Origin of the sequence: Domibacillus sp. PGB-M46 (assembly GCF_022668875.1) — a bacterium.
Taxonomy (GTDB): Bacteria; Bacillota; Bacilli; order Bacillales; family Domibacillaceae; genus Domibacillus.
Map to the genome: position 1 here is coordinate 24730 of NZ_JAKGCR010000018.1, position 20513 is coordinate 45242.

The window sequence follows — 20513 nt, forward strand, 5'->3', positions numbered from 1 at the left end:
AATATCAAGTTACAGCATGTCAACTTTTTTACGAAGATCACCCCGACAAACTTCTTAAGCTATCTTTATTTTAAAATCAAACCACTCGAAACCATCAGTACATTTAAAACAAGATGCCAAATCAAGGAGGGAATGATACTTCCAGATTTAACGGTAATGCCTCCATAAAACACGCCCCCGATAGAAAAAGCAATACATACTGCCCAAGGAATGCCAAGGGAGTAGTGCTGCAAGCCAAAGCCTATGCTTGTTATGACAACAGCCCATTTCTCACCTAGTTGTTCTGAAAAGCGGCTTAGCAGCGCTCCTCTCCAGATGAGTTCTTCAAGCAAAGCGTTTGTAATGGAAAAGACAAGCAACAGAAGCCAGATTTCTTCAAAATAACCCCAGCCATTTCGAGCCATAAAGGGTGCCAGGGAAGCAGTATTGACCACTATGGCAATGATTAAAAAGACTTTGATGCTTGTTTGGTGAAACCCTGACCAGATAAACGGAAAATAAATCAATTCCTGCCACCTTGGTTTTCTCATATACTTTATAAAAGGAGCCTGAGAAAAAAAAGATAAACAGAACAAGGGAATCAGAATGAAAACCAATGATCCTCTATTGAGTAATATCTGCAGCTCCCTTAGTTGAAACTGTTCCGCCCATTGAGGAGCTGACATTAGGTATGCATAAAAACCGATCCCAAATAAAAGGGTTGTGACAATAAACCTTTTCGCTGCTTGATCGAATACCGCGAAACAATAAACAGCAGCAGCGGCCCACAGCCCAATACCCCAATAATTGTGAAGCTGTATGAAAACAAGAAGAGAGACAAATAAGGATAATAAAATGATATTTCTCAAAAAGGCATTATGTATACCGTTCTCCTCCCTTGCAGATTATCTTTATATATATGTTATAGCGGATTGAACCAGGCTTGCGGGTGAATTTTATATTTAGGAAGTATAGAAAGCCATAAAAAAGCCGCTCAGTCCTATTTTAATCGAAAGCAGCGGGATTGATTACCCAGCTTCCTCTTTTTTCAGCTGCCGAGGCAGTTACGCTCCGCACAGAGGAAAGAAAAGCGTATTCTATTTTTCTTTTCTCAAAAGATTGTGTATACTGAAGGTAACAAACAGCTATATTAAAAAAGCCGATTCGATGCTGGTAACATCAAATCGGCCTACCAATAGCAGGCTTCCCTTATGGGGAGTCAGCAGTCTAAGGGGATAATCCACCAGAGCGCTCAACTCAATGGTGGATTATTTTTTTTGGTTAAATGACAAAATCGCTACAATGAGGCTTGCAAAACTAACCGCAAACATGAGTGATTCGAAAGTTGTCACAGCGCCACCCCCTTTCTGTAAAGGGGATTTTGCCGACCACCATTGAGAAAACCTGTTCTATTGTTCTTTTATTATATCATTCTATAGGAAAGGCTGCCTTTGTTTTCAAAGAAAGTAAGGAAAAAACATTCACTTATTTTTTGTTCTATGCACCAGTGCCAACTCGGCTTTTCACCTTTTAATAAGTTTGTATCGTTTGTGCGCCAGTCCTGTTTCCCTTGCCACTAAGGAACTGACATCTGTTTCGAGGACCTGGGCAATTCCTTTTAGATTCGCAATGGTTAAATTATGGTTTCCTGTTTCAATTCTTGATACGACACTTTGCTGTGTATTCAGCTGATCGGCCATCTGCTTTTGCGTAAGGCCAAGCTTTTTTCTCCGGCGAATAATATTTTGGGCAATTAATTGTTCTACGTCTTCTTCTTTTTTCAGCTGATGATCTTGATTTGCATAGCGTTTAGACATTTGCTGTTCGATGTAAATCATTACTGCGCCCCCGTTCAATTTATAGGTATCACGCCCTATTTTTGTATTCTATCTCTTCTATCGGTATTTTTTGTATATAGTTTTAGTGATTTGGTGCAAAAACGGTTTATCTATAAAAAACAGACACAAAAAACTAAAAATAACTGTATAGTGGAACTTTTTAGGTAAAAAAGAAGCTTATTCACCGACATTATTTTAAAAAAATACTTCATTTTCCAAAGAATTTGTCGATATCACTAAAAAAAGGATGGATGGAGGAACAAGTTAGAATAATGTTGTTTAAAGATAGAAAGAAATATGTGAGAGTGAAAAAATGCAGCTGGCTCGTGTGGATATTAACATTTGTTTTATGTATGTCTCTCATCCCGTCGCTTTCTCATGCAGCGGAGTCTGCACCACCAAAAAGAGAAATGCGGGCGGTATGGATTGCATCTGTTCAAAACAGTGATGTAAAAGCAGGAATGAATAAAACCCAGTATACCACTTGGGCCCGGCAGACATTAGACAGCTTGAAAGCCAACAAGTTTAATACAGTTATTTTTCAGGTAAAGCCGACCAGTGATGCCTGGTACTCTTCTAAGCTGGCTCCTTGGTCAGCGTATATCACAGGGAAAAAGCAAGGGACAAGCCCGGGATATGACCCGCTGCAAATTATGATTACAGAAGCTCACAGCCGCGGAATGGAGCTTCATGCGTGGATTAATCCGTACCGGGTGACCATGCCGGGTGAAACGCTGAAAAACTTGTCATCTCAAAATGCGGCACGCAAACACCCTGGCTGGGTCGTGAAATACGGCAAGCAGTACTATTTAAATCCCGGCCTTCCGGAAGTACAAGACTATCTCGTATCGTCTGTTAAAGAGCTGGTGCAAAATTATGATGTAGATGCCATCCACATGGATGACTACTTTTATCCTTATAGGATTAAAAATGAAACCTTTCCAGACCAGGCTGCTTTTAAAAAGTATGGAAAGTCCTTTAAGAAAATAGAAGACTGGCGCAGAAATAATGTGAATCAGCTTGTTAAAAAGGTTTATTCTACGGTTAAAACGACAAAACCATATGTCCAGTTCGGTATTTCACCATTTGGCGTCTGGCGCAATCAATCGATCGATAAAACAGGAAGTGCTACAAAAGCTGGCGTAAATAATTATGATGATTTATATGCGGATACGCGTACATGGATCAAAGAAGGAACAGTCGATTATATTACGCCGCAAATTTATTGGTCGAAAAAATTAGCTGCTGCCCAATACGGGACGCTTCTCAACTGGTGGAGCAATGAAGTAAAAGTATATGCAAAAACACATCCGGTAAACTTTTATATCGGAGTAGCCGATTATAAAGTTGGACAGGACTCTGATCCGGCATGGAAAAACAAAATGGAGCTGCCCAATCAAATTGTTTCTAACCGGGCAGACCGAATGACAAAAGGGCAAATGCACTTTTCGCTGAAAAGCTGGAAGAAAAATTCACTTGGCTATGCAACGATTGTAAAACAGCAGCTGTATAGGTACCCTTCCCTTACGCCGGCGGCTTCCTGGAAAGATGCATCGCAGCCTGTAAAGCCGACATCCGTACAAGTAAAGAAAGAAGCAGCAGGCAGAAAAATTGTGATTCAGGACCAGGCCGGCAAACAGCCGCGTAAATACGTGATTTATCGTTTTACAGGCAAAACACTGGGATCTTATGATGATGCGCGTAATATTGTAGATATTGTATACAATACAAAGGGCAAAGCCGTATTTTTGGATAAATCAGCGCGTTCGGACCGAACCTACACATATGGCGTAAAGTCTTTATCTGCCACTGGTATAGAAAGCAAGGATGCTTTTGTTGTAAAAGAATAAAAATATCGTGCGGATGGGCATACACCTTTAAACAAACGCACAAAACCCTCTGTCTGATAACAGGACAGAGGGTTTTATTTATGTCTGTTCTCTTACTGTCGCGCTTAAGCCATGGAATAAGCTTTTTCAAGATCGGGTTTTTTAGGTCTTCTTCGCCTGATTCGGGCTTTCTCTTTGAAAATTAGCTTTTTTGTTTCGTTCCGTCCGCCAAAATGATTGGCAAACGTTTCAGAGCAAGGAAGCTCCTATTCTTTCGCATAGTCTCCCTTTTGTTTTTGTTGCGCTACATACTTTGTTTTAATGCGGACTTTGGATAACTAAACCCTTCCCCAAACACATCCCGTACATCATGAATCACAACAAACGCTTTTGGATCAATGTGATGGACGATCTTTTTAAATTTAAACAGCTCCTGCTTATTAATGACAATATATAAGATTTCCCTGGATTCCTGCGTAAAGTGGCCTCGCGCCGGCAGAATCGTAACTCCTCTATCGAGTTCCTCATTAATTTGCCCCGCAATCTGAGGAGCCTTTTTCGAGATAACCGTGACCGCCTTTCGCATATTCAGCCCATCGATAATATAATCAATCACTTTTGTGCTGATATAAATAGACAGAATCGTGAACATCGTATTTTCAACGCCTATTACGAAATAGGATGAAAAGACAACGATGGAATCAAAAATAAGCAGGGCCGTGCTCATGCCCCAGCCGAAATACTGATTGGCAAACTTGGCCAGAATGGTCGATCCGCCTGTTGTGCCGCCTCCCCGCAGGACAAGGCCGATCCCTATTCCAATAAATACGCCGGCAAAAATGGTTCCTAAAATGCTTTCATCAAAAACCATTTCTATCCCTGTAATCCAATGAAGAAAAAAGGACGTAAATAGAATCGAAAGAATCGTGTAAAAGGTGACTCTCCTTTCCAGTAACTTGTATCCTGCAGCGAGAAGCACAGCATTAAATAAAAGAGTGGTGAGGCCGGGAGACCATTCAAAAAGATAATATAGGATCATAGAAATGCCGGTAATGCCGCCTTCCCCCAGCTCATTTGGAATAGCAAAAAAATTAACACCAGCTGCAAAAAAGAACGAACCTATTATAATAAGTGTTATTTCTATCAAATAATTTTTCATTGTCTCTACCTCTTTCACAGATTCATTAAATAAAGGAAACGAGCCGGCTTGTTTAACCTGTGAAAAAGTCTGTTTTCCCCTGTTAAAAGAACAGAAAAAATGAATCGTTTTTCTTTACATTCAAACTGAAACGGCTGTTTTACTCTCTTGCATGTAGATGATTTCGGAAATGATTTTAGAGCCTTTATGGATTTCTTGATACATCTCCTCTGCTTCCTGTTTTGTTTCAAACTCATACATACAAATCTTGTTTGGCAGAAAAACTGTAATATTCCACATCTTAATCGCCCTTTCTTTGTAAGCGGATGAGCCGCCTTTCACTTTGTAGTCATTACTTGACCAGTGTTCTTCTTTCATTAACGGCTTCAAATTTTTATGGGGAACTTTTATCCCCTCCTCTTTTAGTGCTGGTCACCTCCATTAAAATGAATCATACCTTTTAGAATGCAATCTTCATGCCAACTGTACAGAAGGTATTTTTCTTGTACTAAGCTGCTTACTTCTTAAGTGCCTGGCGGGCTGCATCGCTTTGCTTTATCTATTATGAGGGACCACTCATCTTTCAGGTCAACCAGCATGCAAATATTTTTTATGACATCCGCCAAAAATACTGGCGTTTTTTTCTTGAAAAATGAAAATATTTGTCCGGCATCAGAATTGCAGTATAAAAGGCGAGGAAACAATTTATTTAAAATAGGAGGAGAATACATAAAGGAACATCATCAACAAAAGTTGAAACGAACCATGAGGACCAGGCACTTATTTATGATTTCACTCGGAGGGGTTATCGGCTCCGGCTTCGTCATGCATTTAACGATGGCCTGCCTTGGATAACTGTCAGTGACCATGCTGGTCCCGGTGTGCACAGGTCGGCTGGATGGGGGTTCCATTTATGCTGGCCTGCTATGCGATTTATCATCTGAAGATCAAGAAAAAACAGGCGATTGAAAAAGAACAGCAGGAGATTCATTTATCGGCTGATAGAAAGATGCTTCTTTAAACTACGATTTGTCCTTACAACTAAAAAGCAAAAAACACGGCAAGCTTGCTCTTGTCGTGTTTTTCTTTAGAGATCTATTAAATAGCTCTACTTACAGCAAACTGTTTTCGGTTGAAAGCAGGCTTTTGTTTGTTCCATTTCAATTATTCACTTGTTCACCATAGTGTATTAGCTTAAAACGTGCTTATAACATCAGCTTTTTTCAGATAGTGATCTCTATAAGGTTTCCTTCTGGATCTTTAGCGACCCTCTCATAGTAGCCGTCACCCGTAACACGTGGGTTCCAGCTGCTTCGTAGCCAGCACCCAGAAGCTGCTTCGTTTTTTGGTCTGCCTGTTCTTTGCTTCCTACTGAAAATGGCACATGAGCCCATCCAATTATATTTTCAGCCTGGAGCTGACCGACCCCTGTTTTCCGCATGATCTCGAGCCTTGCAGTACCCTTTCCAAAGGAAATAAAATAGCACTCAAATCCTTTAGCCTGATTCACGTACTTTTCGTTTGATATTCCGTCAAAATAATCAACTTAGAAAGCTTTCATTTTCTCTAAGTCTTTTACCCAGACTGCCACATGCTCAATCTTCACTTTTTTCACCTCTTTCCTGATGCCTAATGAGTATAGCTGGATTCTCTCCATTACTCGTATACTGGTGTCTGATCATGGACTTTTTCAACTTTTATAAAGTCAAACGCTGCCTCGTATCCTTCTCCCTGAGGGCTGCAGGCATAAATGCCAGCCTGGACGTGAGTTGCTCCGGGTAAATGGGTCATTCTGATTTGAGTCCAGACATCACCATCCACTGAGTACTCAACGTAAAAGTTGTTTTCTTTTTTTGTGATTCGGAAGTAAAGAGAAAAGTCTTCATGGGAAAAGGCCTGACTGGACCAATCAGAATATCCTTGCTTCGTAACCACAGCCCCTAACTTACTCTTTCCGCCGGGTATAAACTCAATAGACGTTTTTACCCATGTATCTTTGGAGAATCTCACCATTAAGCCAGCCTGGTCATAGCGATTTTTGGGTTTTGAATGCACTTTCGTCGTTAACCGAAAGTCTTCGTTTACATCATAGTAGAGAAAATGCCCATTATCAGCTTCGAATCCATAATGCGTCTTCTGCCAAAAATCCGTTTGCTTGTCTGTTCTGATCATGAAAGTGGCACATTCGGAATCATGACTCCAATGCTGGGGAGGCGAAAACCATTTAAGTCCTTTGTTTATGTCTTTGTGGTTAAATTCTTCTAACAATATCATTCGGCTGTCCATTATGTTTTCTCCTTTCCCATAAGGGCACTTTCTATTGAAGGTTTGATTTCTGTAAAAGAGTTTCTTATTACATAGAAGACAGCCCTGTTTCATTGATGATTAAGTCCAGCCCCAGACTTTGTAATCCATATAGGTAATCCTGTTTCAAGTCACTTACAATCAATTTCGGAAGATGCTCCGCTGGAACGTACTTTGCAGTCTGGGCCAAAATCTGTTCCATCAAAGCTTCATCAGCTTCTTCTTCGTAAAATATAATGGCATGAGGATTAAGGATTGAAACAAACGCGGCCGCCAGGCGGCTAATAGCATCTACCTGCTGACCGCTATAACCGGAAGAACGATTTGTTCCCAATGCTTCCTGAAAGTTTCGGTGATCATACTGCGGTATAAAGGAAACTTCTCCGGAGAAAAATGTGCTTCCACGCACAATATTCCCATTCACCAGAATGCCAGCCCCTGGGCCGTTTTGTCCGAAATACAAATAAATAAGTGATGAATTGATTTGCGTGGTTTTCTCCCGCTGGTAACCGAGGACCGCTGCGTTCATATCATTCTCAACCACAACAGGCATGGAAAAGTGCGTTTCATAATATTCTTTTAAGTCAACCTGCTGAAACTGTTCATAGCCCGGTATAAAAAAAATGCGGCCGTTCTCCACCGAGCCAGGCACGCCGATGGCCATCGCGCGTATTTTGGGATACTCGCGCATGATGTCTTCTATGCAGACGGTCAGCATCGGTAAACCTCCCGCTAAAACACTGCCTGCTTTTCCTTGTTTCTTGATCCCGCCGAGGCAATTGAAGACCGTGTAGTGGGTTTCTTCCCTCTCCAAAAAAATGGCCAAACCAAGCCGGAATTCAGGATTGTATGCGTACCGTTTCGCTCTACGGCCGCCGCTCGAATCATCGAGGCCAAGCAGCTTCAGCTCTCCGTCTTTTTCCATCTGCGTGAGAAACTTGCTGATGGTCGGAAAACTAATGTTTAACTTTTCGCTGAGTTCTGCCTTGGTCGCTCCTCCCATCTCCAATAAGGCTTTACGAATGCGATAAAGAATGACCTTTTTCATGGATTTTGGAGTGGCAAACATCTCGCTCATGATCCTCACCTCTCTTTTCCTTCTGCTTATTAAACTTCTTTAATAATTCTCGACCATACTGTATCACATCCTTTTTTTAAGCACAAATGATACTTTATGGCTGAGGTTTAAAGCATGTAAAATAAGGAAGAGGAAGGATATTATTATCCTTCCTCTTCCTTATTTTTGACTGAAGGCTATTTTCACACCGATGAAAGTAAAAATAGATCCTTGGATGATATTCATTTTTCTTGACATGGAGGGGCTTTTACGAAGGAATTCTCCGATTTTACCGGCAAACACACTGATAAGTGTAAATAGAATTAAGGCCTGGATCAGAAAAATAAAGCCATAAACGATCATCTGCATAGTAACACTGCCGGCCGTATGCTCGATAAACTGGGGGAAAAGAGCAAGAAAAAAGAGAGAAACCTTTGGGTTTAACACATTCATAATAATGCCTCTTTTATAAAGCGCTTTGTAGCCTAAAGAATCATTCCCGCCGAGAGAAAAACCGGATCCTGAAGCGCGGAAAGATTTATAAGCCAAATACAGCAAGTAAGCAGCCCCTGCATACTTGACCAGGGCGAACGCAACGGAGGATTGATACACAAGAGCTGAAATGCCGACGGCAGCGGCTGTAATATGGACAAGCAGCCCGGTACAAAGCCCAAAAGCAGTAGCGATTCCTGCTTTTTTCCCTTTAACTATGCTTTGGGCCAAAACAAATAAATTATCCGGTCCAGGCATAAGCGTAAGCAGAATAGCGGTACTTAAAAAAGAAATAATAATTAGCAAAGACACTTTTCAAAACCCTTTCTTTTATTCAGTTTTCCCCTTTTATTCCGGCATAAGATTAGAATAAGGCATGAATCCTCGGCCTGTTTTTACGAGAATCCTAAAAATTTCTATATGAAATGTTTATTCTCTTTTAGTATATATCCTAAGAACAAAATGAAAACAAGCCCGCCGGTGGAAAGCGGGCTTGTTTTCACTTCAATTCGAAGCCAATTTTCTGCAGTGCTTTTTCCAAGTCTTTTTCAAACACCATTTCTTTTAGATCTGCGTTCATTTGGACGGCCTTCATAGCTAAGTCAGGACGCAACCCGGTCACCGAGCATTCTACACCTACCAGCTTTAAAACTGTGGAGATTTTTAAAAGTGAGGCTACGACTGTATTATTTATATGCAAAATGCCCGACAAATCTACAATGAGGCGTTCGAGCCCTAATTTACGGCTTTCAAAAAGCGCTTTTTCAATAATGCTTTCTGCACGCTGTTCATCGATGTCACCTACAACGGGCAAAATTGCAATCCCTTTTGCGACCTTTACCACCGGTGCCGATATGGTAAATAACTGCTTGTTCGTGTAATCAAGCTCTAATACGTACGATAAGAGAGCAGACATCGTCTCAAACATCTTAATTTGTTTTTCTGTAAATGTTTGAGTTCCTCTATCAAGGCCGCAAATCGTTCCGTAGTTTTTTCCGTCTTTATAATTAATCGGAATCGCAATAAACGCTCCACCGTCAAGTTTCTCTGTAACATCCATGTTTTTTGTGTCTTTATACTGTTTCAAGTCTGGAATGACAAGCACCTGTTCGCCATGCTCCACACTTAAGCTGCAATACGCTTCGGGGAATGGGCGTTCATCCCCTTCATTCACAAGCTTTTCACTTTTGTTTAATACCTTTACCATGCGGTTCGTTTTGCCATCGTTTCGGGCAATAAATAACGTATTTACGTGGACGAATTCCGCCATGATTTGAAGAACCCGGACCGCCGCTTCTTCAAAATCTTGAAAACGAATATCCAGGGCTGGATTTACTCTTTCTGTCATTTCAATATCCTCGCTTCTATTAGCTAACATCTTTCTTATGTATATTACTACAAAAGCCAATCAATCAAAAAAAATGAATTTGCTTTTCAGGAATAAAAGTAAGAGGGGATGCTGAATACAGCATGCTCAAACAAATATAGCATACCCTGTTTGAAACAATTTGAAACCTGTTGCAGCCTGCATTTTAAAGGAAACAAGGGCCAAACGGCTGTTGTTTCCTGATTGATAGACACGCAGCCCGCTTATGTATGTGTATCTACAAAAAAAAAGCGGCTGCTAATTGCAGTCCGCTTTTAAGAGATTTTGAATACGCCGCTTTTTTTATTAGTTTATGAATTTCTTATTCAATGTTTCGGGCACCTGCTCCTCTAGATTGCTTTTTAGCATTTATTTTCTGCTTCCAGCGTTCTAAATATCTTTCTTTATCTATTTCTAAAGACAATGCCGCGATTGACGATTTGAATACTTCACTTATACCAATGACCTTTCCTTCTTAGTAATACTGCTCATTATGCGGAGACCCCGCTTCTCCTAAATGGAAATTTTTTAAAAGAAAAGATGGTTTTTAAGAGAAGTTTTCTTTATTATTTGAATTACTTGTATATGTATTCAATAATTTCCAAAACAGAGAGGCAGGTTGCCAGTATGTCATTTTTTAAAACAGCAGGACAGCTCTTGCAAAATAATAGTGCTGAGATAGCAGCAGAAATTAACAAAGTCTTAAAAAGTGAGTACCATTCATTACTTGATGAAGGCGGCCTTTCAAATGATACGATGACGCAGCGGCGGACACACTTAATTAAATTGATTGGAACAGCTGTTTTAAATCAGCATGATCCCGGTGTAGCAGATGAAATAGCGGATTGGACCAGGGAAACGGCTCTAGCAGCTGTTGAGCAAGGAATACAGGTAGAAGAGCTCATCCGCTCCCTTCGCTCTTATAAAAAAATCATCTGGAACTACCTTGAAAATAAAATCGACATCGATCAAACAAAAGCTTCTATCGTGATCCAGGTACATTACTTAATAGAGGATATTCTTGATCAAGTCCTTCTTGTTTATAATGCTGGCTATATCAATTTCTACGAACAGAGGATAGACTCTGCCAAAAAAGCCTTTAACGAAGTTTCTTTTCCTGTAGTAGCTCTATCAGATCAAGTAGCGATTCTCCCTTTAATCGGCGAATTGGATGAAGAAAGAGCCGGCATTATATTAGAAAATGTACTGCCTAAATGCAAAGACTTAAAAATTGATGAGCTGATTTTAGACTTATCAGGAGTTCCTCGTATCGATACAATATCGGCTAATACGTTATTTCAGTTAAAAGACTCCCTTGCAATCATCGGTATTTCTTTGACCTTCACAGGCATAAAACCAGAACTGGCTGTACCTATGGTCAACTTGGGGATCCCCATTAACAAGCTTCATATAAAAGGCACCTTAAAAAATGCGATTGCTATGTCCAAAGTGCTATAAGCATCAGCCTTTCTGCCGGCTGCAGCGCTTGCGGTAGGTAAACCAGAACATTACACAGAACCAACCTTCAGCGATTTGTCCGCCATTCTATAAGGCAAGCCGCACAAATGCGGGCTTGCCTTATACTGTTTTCTCATCGAATAACTTAATGCCCTGGCAGCTTGCAAATGTCTATTCACTGCAGATTCTCTCTTCCACACTTCCTCCGGCTATAAAACAAAATCATAACCAATATTTTTAAAGCGCGGCTTGTCCTTTTTTTGATGCTCACTATGCTTTTTATAAGTGTCTGGTGAGAAATATCGCTTTTTCCCTAAACAAACCTTTAATTTGTATATAGGTATACAAAATGACTGATTTTAGATTTATCTGGAATTTCTCAGGTAGATACAATGGACACAGATAAACTGGTTAAGCTGAAACAGTCGCTCGGCCTGATTGGCATTAACGCGATCTTTAAGGGTATAAAACCCGGCCTTGTCCTGCCGAGGATTAATTTAGGAGTCCCTCTTGACCAGCTTAACGTAAAAGGAACGCTAAAAAATGCTATTTCCGCTTATAAATTAACGCACAGGAAAATGACCTACAATACGCCTAGCGGATAAGTAGTGCAAAAGACGAATTTTTACTTTTATTGGTTATTTATGCAGGTGAATCCATCTCTATTGTTAAATAGATTAATATAGAGAGCTAAGCAGGGAATAAATTTTGTAAATTATTTACTAGGAAAGAGGGCTGTTTTTCGGACTATTCCGTAAAGCTGTCAGTGACAAATACGGACAAAGGAGAGATATATATGAGATATCTAAAAAGAAGTGCCTTCGCTACATTAAGCTTTTTTATGATGATCACCCCTGCTTCTGCAGCTGTTCCGGGTGTAGATGATTCGATGAAAAAAGGAGCAACAGAAGGAATTGTATCTGTCTCTCACCCATTAGCCGCTGAAGTCGGCAAAGAAATTTTGAAACAAGGCGGGAATGCCATAGATGCGGCAGCGGCTATCCAGCTGTCACTGAATGTCGTGGAACCAATGATGTCAGGGATTGGCGGCGGCGGCTTTATGATGGTATATAACAAAGCTGAAAATAACATTACCATGATCGACAGCCGGGAAATGGCCCCAGCAAATGTAACGCCTGAACTTTTCCTAGACCAAAACGGACAGCCTGTACCTTTTCAAGAACGTCATACAACTGGTAAAGCGGTAGCGGTCCCAGGAACATTAAAAGGGCTTAAAATGGCTCTTGAAGAGTATGGAACGATGGAATTGTCTGAAGTCATTGACCCAGCTATTGACCAGGCGGAAAATGGAATTAAAGTAAACTGGTCGATGGCGCAGTATATTGCTGAAAATGCAAAGAAACTGCAAAAATATGAAACGGCAGCAGATGTGTTTGTACCAAATGGAAAACCACTAAAAGAAGGACAAACTCTTATTCAGCGGGATCTGGCTAAAACCTTTAAACTGATCGAGCAGCAAGGAACGGATGCTTTTTATGGAGGTGGAATTGGAGAAGCGCTTGTACAAGAAGTGCAGAAAACCGGCGGAACAATGACAACAGAAGATTTGGAGCAATATGCTGTAAAAGAGCGGGAACCCGTGCAAGCAAATTACCGGGGGTATGATGTGGTCAGTGCTGCTCCTCCAAGCTCAGGCGGTTTAACTGTTCTCCAAATTTTAAAGTTAATGGAAGGCTATGATGTTCAAAAAATGGGTGTAAATTCTCCTGCCTACCTTCATCATTTGATTGAAGCCATGCATCTTGCTTATGCAGATCGTGCTGCTTATATGGCAGATGAAGATTTCTATGATGTTCCATCGGAAGGACTTTTAAATGAGCAATATATCGAAGAAAGAAGAAAGCTGATCAACCCGTTGAAAGCAACAGCTGTAGTCAAAGAAGGTGATCCTTGGAAGTATGAAAACAAGGAACCGGCTGCTGAGGTGACGGTAAAAGAAACAAATCCAACCGGGCAGACCACTCATTTTTCGGTTATGGATAAATGGGGAAATATGGTTTCATATACTACAACGATTGAACAGGTATTTGGGTCAGGCATCATGGTTCCGGGCTATGGATTTATGCTGAATAATGAAATGACAGACTTTGATGCAGCTCCAGGCGGCGTGAACCAGGTAGAACCCGGCAAACGGCCAAGAAGCAGTATGTCCCCTACTCTTGTGTTAAAAGACGGACAGCCATTTATGGCCCTTGGATCCCCTGGAGGACCAACTATTATTGCGTCAGTGGCTGAAACGATCATGAATGTCATTGATCACCAGATGCCGATTCAAGAAGCCATTTTAATGCCTCGCATTTACTCAGCAGGCTATCCAACGGTACGATGGGAATCGGGAATCAGTCAGAATACAAGATTGGAATTAATGGCGAAAGGACACATTTTTGAGGAACAGCCCGAAAATATCGGTAACGTACAAGCAGTGATTTTTGATTACGAAAATGGCCAAATGTATGGCGGGGCAGACAATACAAGAGAAGGAACCGTTCTAGGGGTGGATGCTATCTCCTACACGTCTAAACAGCCAAAAGAGATAAAAGAAGAGAAAAAAGGGCCGTTTACCCTTAAAGTGAATGGCGCGGTTTATCCATACACTGCTGATCAAATGAAACTGTTAAATGGTACACCGTATATTCAGTCAGATAAGCTGCTGCTTGGCTTAGGTGCGCTTGACTCTTCTGATTTAAATGCATACAAACCGCATAAGCGCTCTTACTTGCCGGTTTTAAAAGTGGCACAATCACTTGGGTATGAAGTCACTTGGAACGAGGAAACAAAAGAAGTACTTCTCCAAAAAGACTTATCTGGTATTGATAATCCAAATGATGATGAAGATGACGAGATTATTACCCACTAAAGATTTCGTTTTATGGAATAGCAGATTGATCTTTACAAATCCAAATGATGACCTCCTGTCTTTTTTTAAAAATCGACAGGGGTCTTTTTTTGTTGATTATACGTAAATGGATAGAGATTTTGCATCTTTGTTTGATTGTTGTTGTTTTTTTATATTATTATTTGAATTTTGCACATATTGTAATTAGTTAAAATCATTAAAAAAAGAAAAACCCTTTGTTATCAATGATTCGTTAACAAGGGGTTTTCTTTTTTTATTCTGCTTTATAAGATTTTTGATTCCCTATCTTACCTTTTACTGTATTCTCCTTCTTTCTCATTAAGCCTGCTGTTTTATTGGCAATAATCGTTATGATAAAAGACAAAATTAATGCAGCAGCCATCGCTATAATTAAACCAGCCATGTTATTGGTTAACAGCGGCGCTGTAAAAGTTGGTACATAAGCTGTTCCGCGGACATTAAACATACCGACCAAGGCGCCCCCTGCCCCTGCTGAAAGAATTGCTCCTGCAAACACGGCTTTATTGGAAAACATAAAAGGATACGCGGCTTCTACAAAGGTGCCAAATCCCATATTGATCAAAAACCCCGGAGTTGCGGCCGCGGCTTCTCCCTTGTCCCTTGGAGCAATCACATTTGCTAAATTAATTCCAGCCGATACCATAACAAGTCCTACCATATCAACGGCCCCTAAAAAGCTTGAACCTGTTTTCTCCATTTCCAGTAAAACAATAGGCAGAATAACAGCATGATAAATACCACCTAAAATAGCTGGCCAGATCAGCAGGCCTGCTACCACTCCTGCAAGAATTGGATTGAAATTGATTGCCAACTCGATAGCAGCCTTGAATCCGTCACCGATCTGTAAAGCCAGCGGAGCAAGCAGGTAGTACACCATTAACCCGGCAATTAATCCTGAAAATCCTCCGGCCACAATATTAACGGTTGTCATTGGAAAGCGCCATTGAATACATTTGTTAAAAAGAAACTGAACGAGTATACCAGCTAAAATACCGCCAATAATTCCTCCGATAATGCCGCCATTTACAGATAAAATTCCTGCAATTACGCCGGAAACGATGGATACTTCATCTAAATCAGAAACTTGTTTAGCTGCTATCACTGCCACCACTACAGGAAGTGCCTGAATCATCACATCGAATACTTCCTTCATGCCAGAGAGGCCCGGAATCTGGCTCAAGGCCAATACAATAGCCATTGCGATAAAACCAGGCAGGGCTGAAACCATGATTCCGCGAATATTAATCCTTTTAAATACATTTCCCTGCTGGGCGGAATGGTTCTTACTGGATGCACCAATGACAGGCTGGTATTTTATTCCCCATATCTTACATAAGGAAGTAATAAAAGAAATAGCCCGCGTCCGGCTTGTTGTTCCGGTTGTTCCCGACTGTGCTATAATGTTGGCTCCTTTTGAACCGATCATAGCCATAGATGTACCGCCTGTACCGACAATAGGCAGTTTCATTTCAACAGCGGCTTCAATGGCCTGTTTGTTCGTTCCCTCCGGATGAGCACTCATTAAAATTAATCCATCTATATGCCCATTTCGAATTTTTTGGGCAATATCTTTATCCAGCTCCACCGCTGCCTTATTGGCTTCTGCAAGAAGTCCATGGAACATTTCAGCCGGCTTTCCGTGTTTATCAAAGGTAAACACTTTTGCTTTAGTCGTCTCTTTAACAGAATCCATTGATTCGGCCGCAGCAATAAATTGAACAGCAGAAACGGTTAGCCCTGCTGCATCGCTTTGTGTAATAATCTCCTGCAGCAGCTTTTCTGGGTCCTTCCCGCCTAAATTGTATAGATTCCCGCCGCTGCTTCCTATAATAGCAATCTTCTTCATAACGCACTCCCTCCATAATTCACTGAGCAAAAATCTACTTTTTTTAAAAAATAAAGACTGATAAAAAAAGAATAAAAATACATAAATATGTTTATTTATTTAATATAACACTCTTTTTCTGAAAAATTAAAAGAATTTTAAATTCTTTTCTCAATTCATTTACCTACGTTTATACATTACGTGCTCAGTGGCTGGATAGGTGTGGTTAATACTCTCTTTTGTTCCCCTTTTTCACAAAATCCCAATCAACCTCTACATTTTTTCTGACCCTTTGGAGAAGGTCAAGAAGGACCTCAGCTTCCTTCTCTGAAAACCCAGATAAAGCTACTTTGTTAGAGTGATCCCCCTCTCTTTTTAAAAAGGGATAAAGCTCTTTGCCTTTTTTTGTTGGATGCAGCCTCTTGATTTTTTTGTTCTGATCATCGTTTTTTTTCTCAATAAAACCTTGAACTTCTAATTTTTTAATTGCACGCGCTGCTGTGGTACGGTCTACTTTAATCATCTCAGCCACTTTTTCCTGAATAATGCCCGGCTTTTCACAAATTCGAATAAGGTATAAATACTGCCCTTTCGTAAGGTCAAACTCTTTAAATTCAATATTGCTGATCGAATCGAGCGCTCTTGCAATCATGCCGATTTCCCGAAGAATTTCCCTCATATGTAAACCCCTTTTAAAAATTTTGTTGTATTTGCAACAAAAATACATTATAGTTTTTATTATAACAAGTCATATCTGTATTATGACTGGACCGTTTTGAGAAATCTAGAAAAGGACTGAAGAAAAATGGATGCAATAAAGATAACATCAGAAATTGAATTAAAAAAAGCTTTTTCCATTAGGAAAGAAGTGTTTGTTGAAGAACAAGGAGTACCTTTAGAAGACGAATTTGATGAATTTGATACTCTTGAGGGATCCGCTCTGCATATCTTGGTTTACTATCAGGATAAAGCTGTTGGGACGGGGCGGATAAGATGGGTAGGCGGCGTCGGTAAGCTGGAGAGAATTTGTATACTAAAACCGTACCGTCAATTCGGCCTCGGAAAAGTAATCATAGGAGCGTTAGAGACGATCGCTAAGGAACAGGAAACATCTCAGGTAAAACTGCATGGCCAGACACAGGCAGAAGGTTTTTATAAGAAACTCGGCTATTATGTTGCGTCAGATGTTTTTATGGAAGATGGTATTCCCCATCTTCTAATGAAAAAAGAATTATTTGCTGAATCACTATGAGGCGTCTGAGAATGGCGAAGTATATGTATTACACAACGGGAATCCTTATTCTCACGCTTGGTGTTGCGTTTACGATACAATCAAACCTTGGCGTGTCTCCTTTTGATGCTCTGCTAGTCGGTCTAGCCGCCAATTTAGGGTTGACGGTAGGAAGTTGGGAAGTAATCATTGCTTTTATCCTAATTGGCTGCAATTCGGTGTTAAAAAAACAAAAACCAGAGTTTTCCGGCTTGTTAACGGCCGTGATTACAGGAATCAGCATTGATGTGTGGCTTTTTTTACTGGATGCTTTCGCTACGCCAGAGTTATGGGTTACTAAATTTTTAGGTTTTGGCATAGGTCTTTTAACAATAGGGATGGGCACCGCCATTTATTTATGTGCCGATTTTGCTCCTATCCCTGTTGATCGCTTTATGCTTATTATCCGTGAATTAACCAAAATGAACATATGGCTTACGAAAACAATCATCTATATTCTTTTCCTCTTTTTATCTCTTTTGTTTCAAGGACCTGTTGGTATTGGAACGATACTGGCTGTTTGTTTGGGTGGTCCTATACTTCATTATTGTATGGCTTTGATAGACTTTAAGCTAAAACAGCCTTCTTCTAAACAGGCAGGCATTTAAATGAGAAATAAAGAGATTACTTTATGTTTTTAAAAAGAGCCTCACCGGCTCTTTTTACACTCATTAAAAGGCATAACTGGTAACTCCGCCGTCTATAAACAAATTTTGACCGGTGATGTAACTTGCTCCATCTGAGCAAAACATTAGAACCGGGGCGATCAGTTCTTTTAAATTTCCCAGCCTTTTCATTGGTGTCCTTTGTTCTAAAAGTGTTTGAAACTCTTTGTTTTCTAATGCCTGTTCATTTAATGATGTTTTAAAAAACCAGGGGCTTATCGCATTTACGGTGACACCCTTTCCTGCCCACTCATTGGCGAGCTGCCTGGTTAACTGAACGACACCGGCTTTGCTTGGTCCATACGGTGTACCCGATGACAGCGTAAGAGACGAAGCAACAGAAGCTACATTCACAATGCGTCCGTATTGCTGTTTGACCATATGTTTCCCTACTGCCTGGGATACCAGAAAGACCGATTTAAAATTAACGTCCATTACCTGGTCCCACTCTTCCTCTAGCAAATCTAAGCTCGTTTTTCTTACACTGGCTCCGGCATTGTTAACAAGGATATCAATTTTCCCGAAAGAATGAAGAGCTTGATCCACCGCTTTTTGAACGGATTCCCGGCTCGTTACATCACATACAACTGCTAACGTTTTTCTGCCTGTTTCTTTGGTGATTTCTTCCGCCGCTCTCGTTACTTCCTTTTCGGTTCTCGCTACTAATACAAGATCTGCACCGGCGTTTGCCAGTCCTTCAGCAAGCGTTCTGCCAATTCCTCTGCCCGCGCCTGTCACAAATGCTGTTTTCCCGCTTAAATGAAAGTATTCGTGCATCCTACTCATCCCTCCTGCCCTTAAAAGAGGCTGCTAATTTGCCGAATTTCCCTTCTTGCAGAGAACTTTTATCCAAATCATAAAGGAGGCGCCTTACGAAACACCCGGTTCCGCAAGGCATAAACCTTAAGCTTTTCAGATCATCATTTCTTATTGTTCTTCCTTTATCCTTCTGCTTCAAAATCCTTAATTTTCGCATCAGGGCTTAACACTTTCTCTGGCTGAAATTCCGCTAATGGCTCTCCTTCTTTGACTTTTTTGACCCAGTCATGATTCGCAAGAGCTCCTTTACCGAGCGAAACAACATCAGCTTCTCCTTTTTCCACAATACTAACAGCAAGTTCCGGCTTTTCTAAATGTCCATTTGCAATAACAGGCTGTTTTCCATATTTTTTAGCCAGGGCAGCTAAAGAAGGGCCGCCGTCACCAAAAGCAGAATCCACAGCCGCGGTTCCTTCTCCTTCCGGAAATGCCGGCTGCCACGCTTCATATTCTGTCACATGAATGAAGTCCAATGGAGCATTCCCCAATTGGCCGAAGATGATTTCGGCTTCTTTTTCTTTTTCCGCCCATTTATGTTCGTAATCATTCACTTTTCCTTGCGAGATCCGGATGCCTACGGTAAAATCTTCTCCAACCGCTTTCCGGACAGCATTGGACACCTCAACAAGCAGGCGCACTCGGTTTTCAATCGAACCGCCGTACTCATCTGTACGCTGGTTCGTATAGTCCGTTAAAAATTGATCCAGGATATAGCCGTTGGCTCCGTGAATTTCGACTCCATCAAATCCAGCTGTTTTTGCCCTTACTGCCGCTTCTGTGAACCCTTTAATGACGTCCTGAATATCTTCTTTTGAGGCTTCTTTTGGTTTCGGAAATGAGCCGCTTCCTCCGTAGAACTCCATTTGTTCCCCTTTAGGCTGGATTGAAGAAGGACCGATTGAGCCTTCCACAAAACGATTTCCTTGAGAAAGCGCACCTGCATGCATCAGCTGGGCAAAGATTTTAGCACCGGCCTGGTGAACAGAGTCGACTACTTTCTTCCAGGCTGCTGTTTGCTCTTCATCTGTGATGCCAGGCTGATTGAAATAACCTTGGCTGTATTTTTGATCCGGGTAAATCCCCTCTGTAATAATGAGGCCGAAACCGCCATGGGCAAATGATGTATAGTAAGAAGCCATTTGACCTGTCGCAAGCCCTTCAGGTGTTGCACTCGTACGTGTCATAGGCGCTACGCTTACCCGGTTTTCCAATTCTATACTTCCCAGTTTCACTTTTTGAAATAAAATGTTTGTATCAGGCATTGTTAAAACCCCTTTCTGTATTTGCACAACCCTATTATGTTCATTCCATCCTTAAACTTTCACTTTTCGTTTTAGATGGCATCTTTAAAAACACCTATGTCTCCTTTTTCACATTTTACTATCAACTAAACAAAACCTGGTCCTTGGAACAGCCGATCGCGTATGATTCGCTGCTCATTAGGTTAGCCAGCAAGTCAAAAAGAAGAACTTGGCATAAGAACTAAAAGGTGTAGATTTTGCGGCTGAAAATATCCGGGAAGAAAAAAGCGGTTTGTTCACCTTAAAGAGGGGTAGCTGTTAAATAAAGACATA

Annotated in this window: 18 protein-coding genes and 2 pseudogenes; 7 read left to right on the forward strand and 13 right to left on the reverse strand. The window is 40.9% G+C overall.

Features of this window, described 5'->3' with window-relative positions:
• Positions 1–65: 65 nt before the first annotated feature.
• Both L2D08_RS17185 and L2D08_RS17190 read right to left on the reverse strand, forming a co-directional pair.
• Positions 66–506 (reverse strand): CPBP family intramembrane glutamic endopeptidase, encoded by a 441-nt coding sequence (locus tag L2D08_RS17185; protein WP_242235560.1) that lies wholly within the window; start codon positions 504–506, stop codon positions 66–68.
• 996 nt (positions 507–1502) lie between these two features.
• On the reverse strand, positions 1503–1817 hold the full coding sequence (locus tag L2D08_RS17190) for a helix-turn-helix domain-containing protein (RefSeq protein ID WP_242235562.1): 315 nt from the start codon (positions 1815–1817) through the stop codon (positions 1503–1505).
• A 272-nt stretch (positions 1818–2089) separates the two neighbouring features.
• On the opposite strand from L2D08_RS17190, the gene L2D08_RS17195 reads away from it, so the two are divergent.
• On the forward strand, positions 2090–3667 hold the full coding sequence (locus L2D08_RS17195) for a glycoside hydrolase family 10-like protein (RefSeq protein WP_242235565.1): 1578 nt from the start codon (positions 2090–2092) through the stop codon (positions 3665–3667).
• A 283-nt stretch (positions 3668–3950) separates the two neighbouring features.
• Here L2D08_RS17195 and L2D08_RS17200 read toward each other — a convergent pair whose 3' ends face one another.
• Both L2D08_RS17200 and L2D08_RS17205 read right to left on the reverse strand, forming a co-directional pair.
• Positions 3951–4805, reverse strand: coding sequence for a YitT family protein (locus tag L2D08_RS17200; RefSeq protein WP_242235567.1), 855 nt, complete (start codon positions 4803–4805; stop codon positions 3951–3953).
• Between the two features lie 120 nt (positions 4806–4925).
• Positions 4926–5162: a hypothetical protein gene (locus tag L2D08_RS17205; RefSeq protein ID WP_242235569.1), complete on the reverse strand. Its 237-nt coding sequence runs from the start codon at positions 5160–5162 to the stop codon at positions 4926–4928.
• Positions 5163–5549: 387 nt separating this feature from the next.
• Between L2D08_RS17205 and L2D08_RS17210 the strand changes: the two are divergent.
• Positions 5550–5636 (forward strand): annotated as a pseudogene (locus L2D08_RS17210) (hypothetical protein); the annotation flags it as partial.
• A gap of 371 nt (positions 5637–6007) precedes the next feature.
• Here L2D08_RS17210 and L2D08_RS17215 read toward each other — a convergent pair.
• From L2D08_RS17215 to L2D08_RS17235, 5 genes and pseudogenes are all read right to left on the reverse strand, one after another.
• Positions 6008–6390, reverse strand: a pseudogene (locus tag L2D08_RS17215) (VOC family protein).
• Positions 6391–6440: 50 nt separating this feature from the next.
• On the reverse strand, positions 6441–7070 hold the full coding sequence (locus L2D08_RS17220) for a DUF1349 domain-containing protein (RefSeq protein WP_242235571.1): 630 nt from the start codon (positions 7068–7070) through the stop codon (positions 6441–6443).
• 67 nt (positions 7071–7137) lie between these two features.
• On the reverse strand, positions 7138–8166 hold the full coding sequence (locus L2D08_RS17225) for an ROK family transcriptional regulator (RefSeq protein WP_242235573.1): 1029 nt from the start codon (positions 8164–8166) through the stop codon (positions 7138–7140).
• A 159-nt stretch (positions 8167–8325) separates the two neighbouring features.
• Entirely contained in the window at positions 8326–8949 is a 624-nt protein-coding gene (locus tag L2D08_RS17230) for a LysE family translocator (protein ID WP_242235575.1), read from the reverse strand.
• Between the two features lie 187 nt (positions 8950–9136).
• Positions 9137–9985: an STAS domain-containing protein gene (locus tag L2D08_RS17235; protein WP_242235577.1), complete on the reverse strand. Its 849-nt coding sequence runs from the start codon at positions 9983–9985 to the stop codon at positions 9137–9139.
• Positions 9986–10630: 645 nt separating this feature from the next.
• Here L2D08_RS17235 and L2D08_RS17240 point away from each other — a divergent pair.
• From L2D08_RS17240 to ggt, 3 genes are all read left to right on the forward strand, one after another.
• Positions 10631–11461, forward strand: a complete 831-nt coding sequence (locus L2D08_RS17240; RefSeq protein WP_242235580.1) for an STAS domain-containing protein — start codon at positions 10631–10633, stop codon at positions 11459–11461.
• 392 nt (positions 11462–11853) lie between these two features.
• Complete coding sequence (locus tag L2D08_RS17245) at positions 11854–12066, forward strand: STAS domain-containing protein (protein WP_242235582.1); 213 nt, start codon at positions 11854–11856, stop codon at positions 12064–12066.
• Between the two features lie 191 nt (positions 12067–12257).
• Positions 12258–14339, forward strand: a complete 2082-nt coding sequence (gene ggt, locus L2D08_RS17250; protein WP_375337609.1) for a gamma-glutamyltransferase — start codon at positions 12258–12260, stop codon at positions 14337–14339.
• 253 nt (positions 14340–14592) lie between these two features.
• Here the strand turns inward: ggt and L2D08_RS17255 are convergent, their stop codons facing one another.
• Positions 14593–16206 (reverse strand): PTS sugar transporter, encoded by a 1614-nt coding sequence (locus L2D08_RS17255; RefSeq protein WP_242235583.1) that lies wholly within the window; start codon positions 16204–16206, stop codon positions 14593–14595.
• A 205-nt stretch (positions 16207–16411) separates the two neighbouring features.
• Positions 16412–16864, reverse strand: a complete 453-nt coding sequence (locus tag L2D08_RS17260) for a MarR family winged helix-turn-helix transcriptional regulator (RefSeq protein ID WP_242235585.1) — start codon at positions 16862–16864, stop codon at positions 16412–16414.
• 126 nt (positions 16865–16990) lie between these two features.
• Here L2D08_RS17260 and L2D08_RS17265 point away from each other — a divergent pair, with 126 nt between their 5' ends.
• Both L2D08_RS17265 and L2D08_RS17270 read left to right on the forward strand, forming a co-directional pair.
• Positions 16991–17437: a GNAT family N-acetyltransferase gene (locus tag L2D08_RS17265; protein WP_242235587.1), complete on the forward strand. Its 447-nt coding sequence runs from the start codon at positions 16991–16993 to the stop codon at positions 17435–17437.
• Between the two features lie 11 nt (positions 17438–17448).
• Positions 17449–18063: a YczE/YyaS/YitT family protein gene (locus L2D08_RS17270; protein WP_242235589.1), complete on the forward strand. Its 615-nt coding sequence runs from the start codon at positions 17449–17451 to the stop codon at positions 18061–18063.
• A 63-nt stretch (positions 18064–18126) separates the two neighbouring features.
• Here the strand turns inward: L2D08_RS17270 and L2D08_RS17275 are convergent, their stop codons facing one another.
• Positions 18127–18897 carry an SDR family NAD(P)-dependent oxidoreductase gene (locus L2D08_RS17275; RefSeq protein ID WP_242235591.1) on the reverse strand — a complete coding sequence of 257 codons (771 nt, stop codon included), beginning with the start codon at positions 18895–18897 and terminating at the stop codon, positions 18127–18129.
• Between the two features lie 164 nt (positions 18898–19061).
• On the reverse strand, positions 19062–20201 hold the full coding sequence (locus L2D08_RS17280; protein ID WP_242235593.1) for an NADH:flavin oxidoreductase: 1140 nt from the start codon (positions 20199–20201) through the stop codon (positions 19062–19064).
• Positions 20202–20513 lie beyond the last annotated feature (312 nt).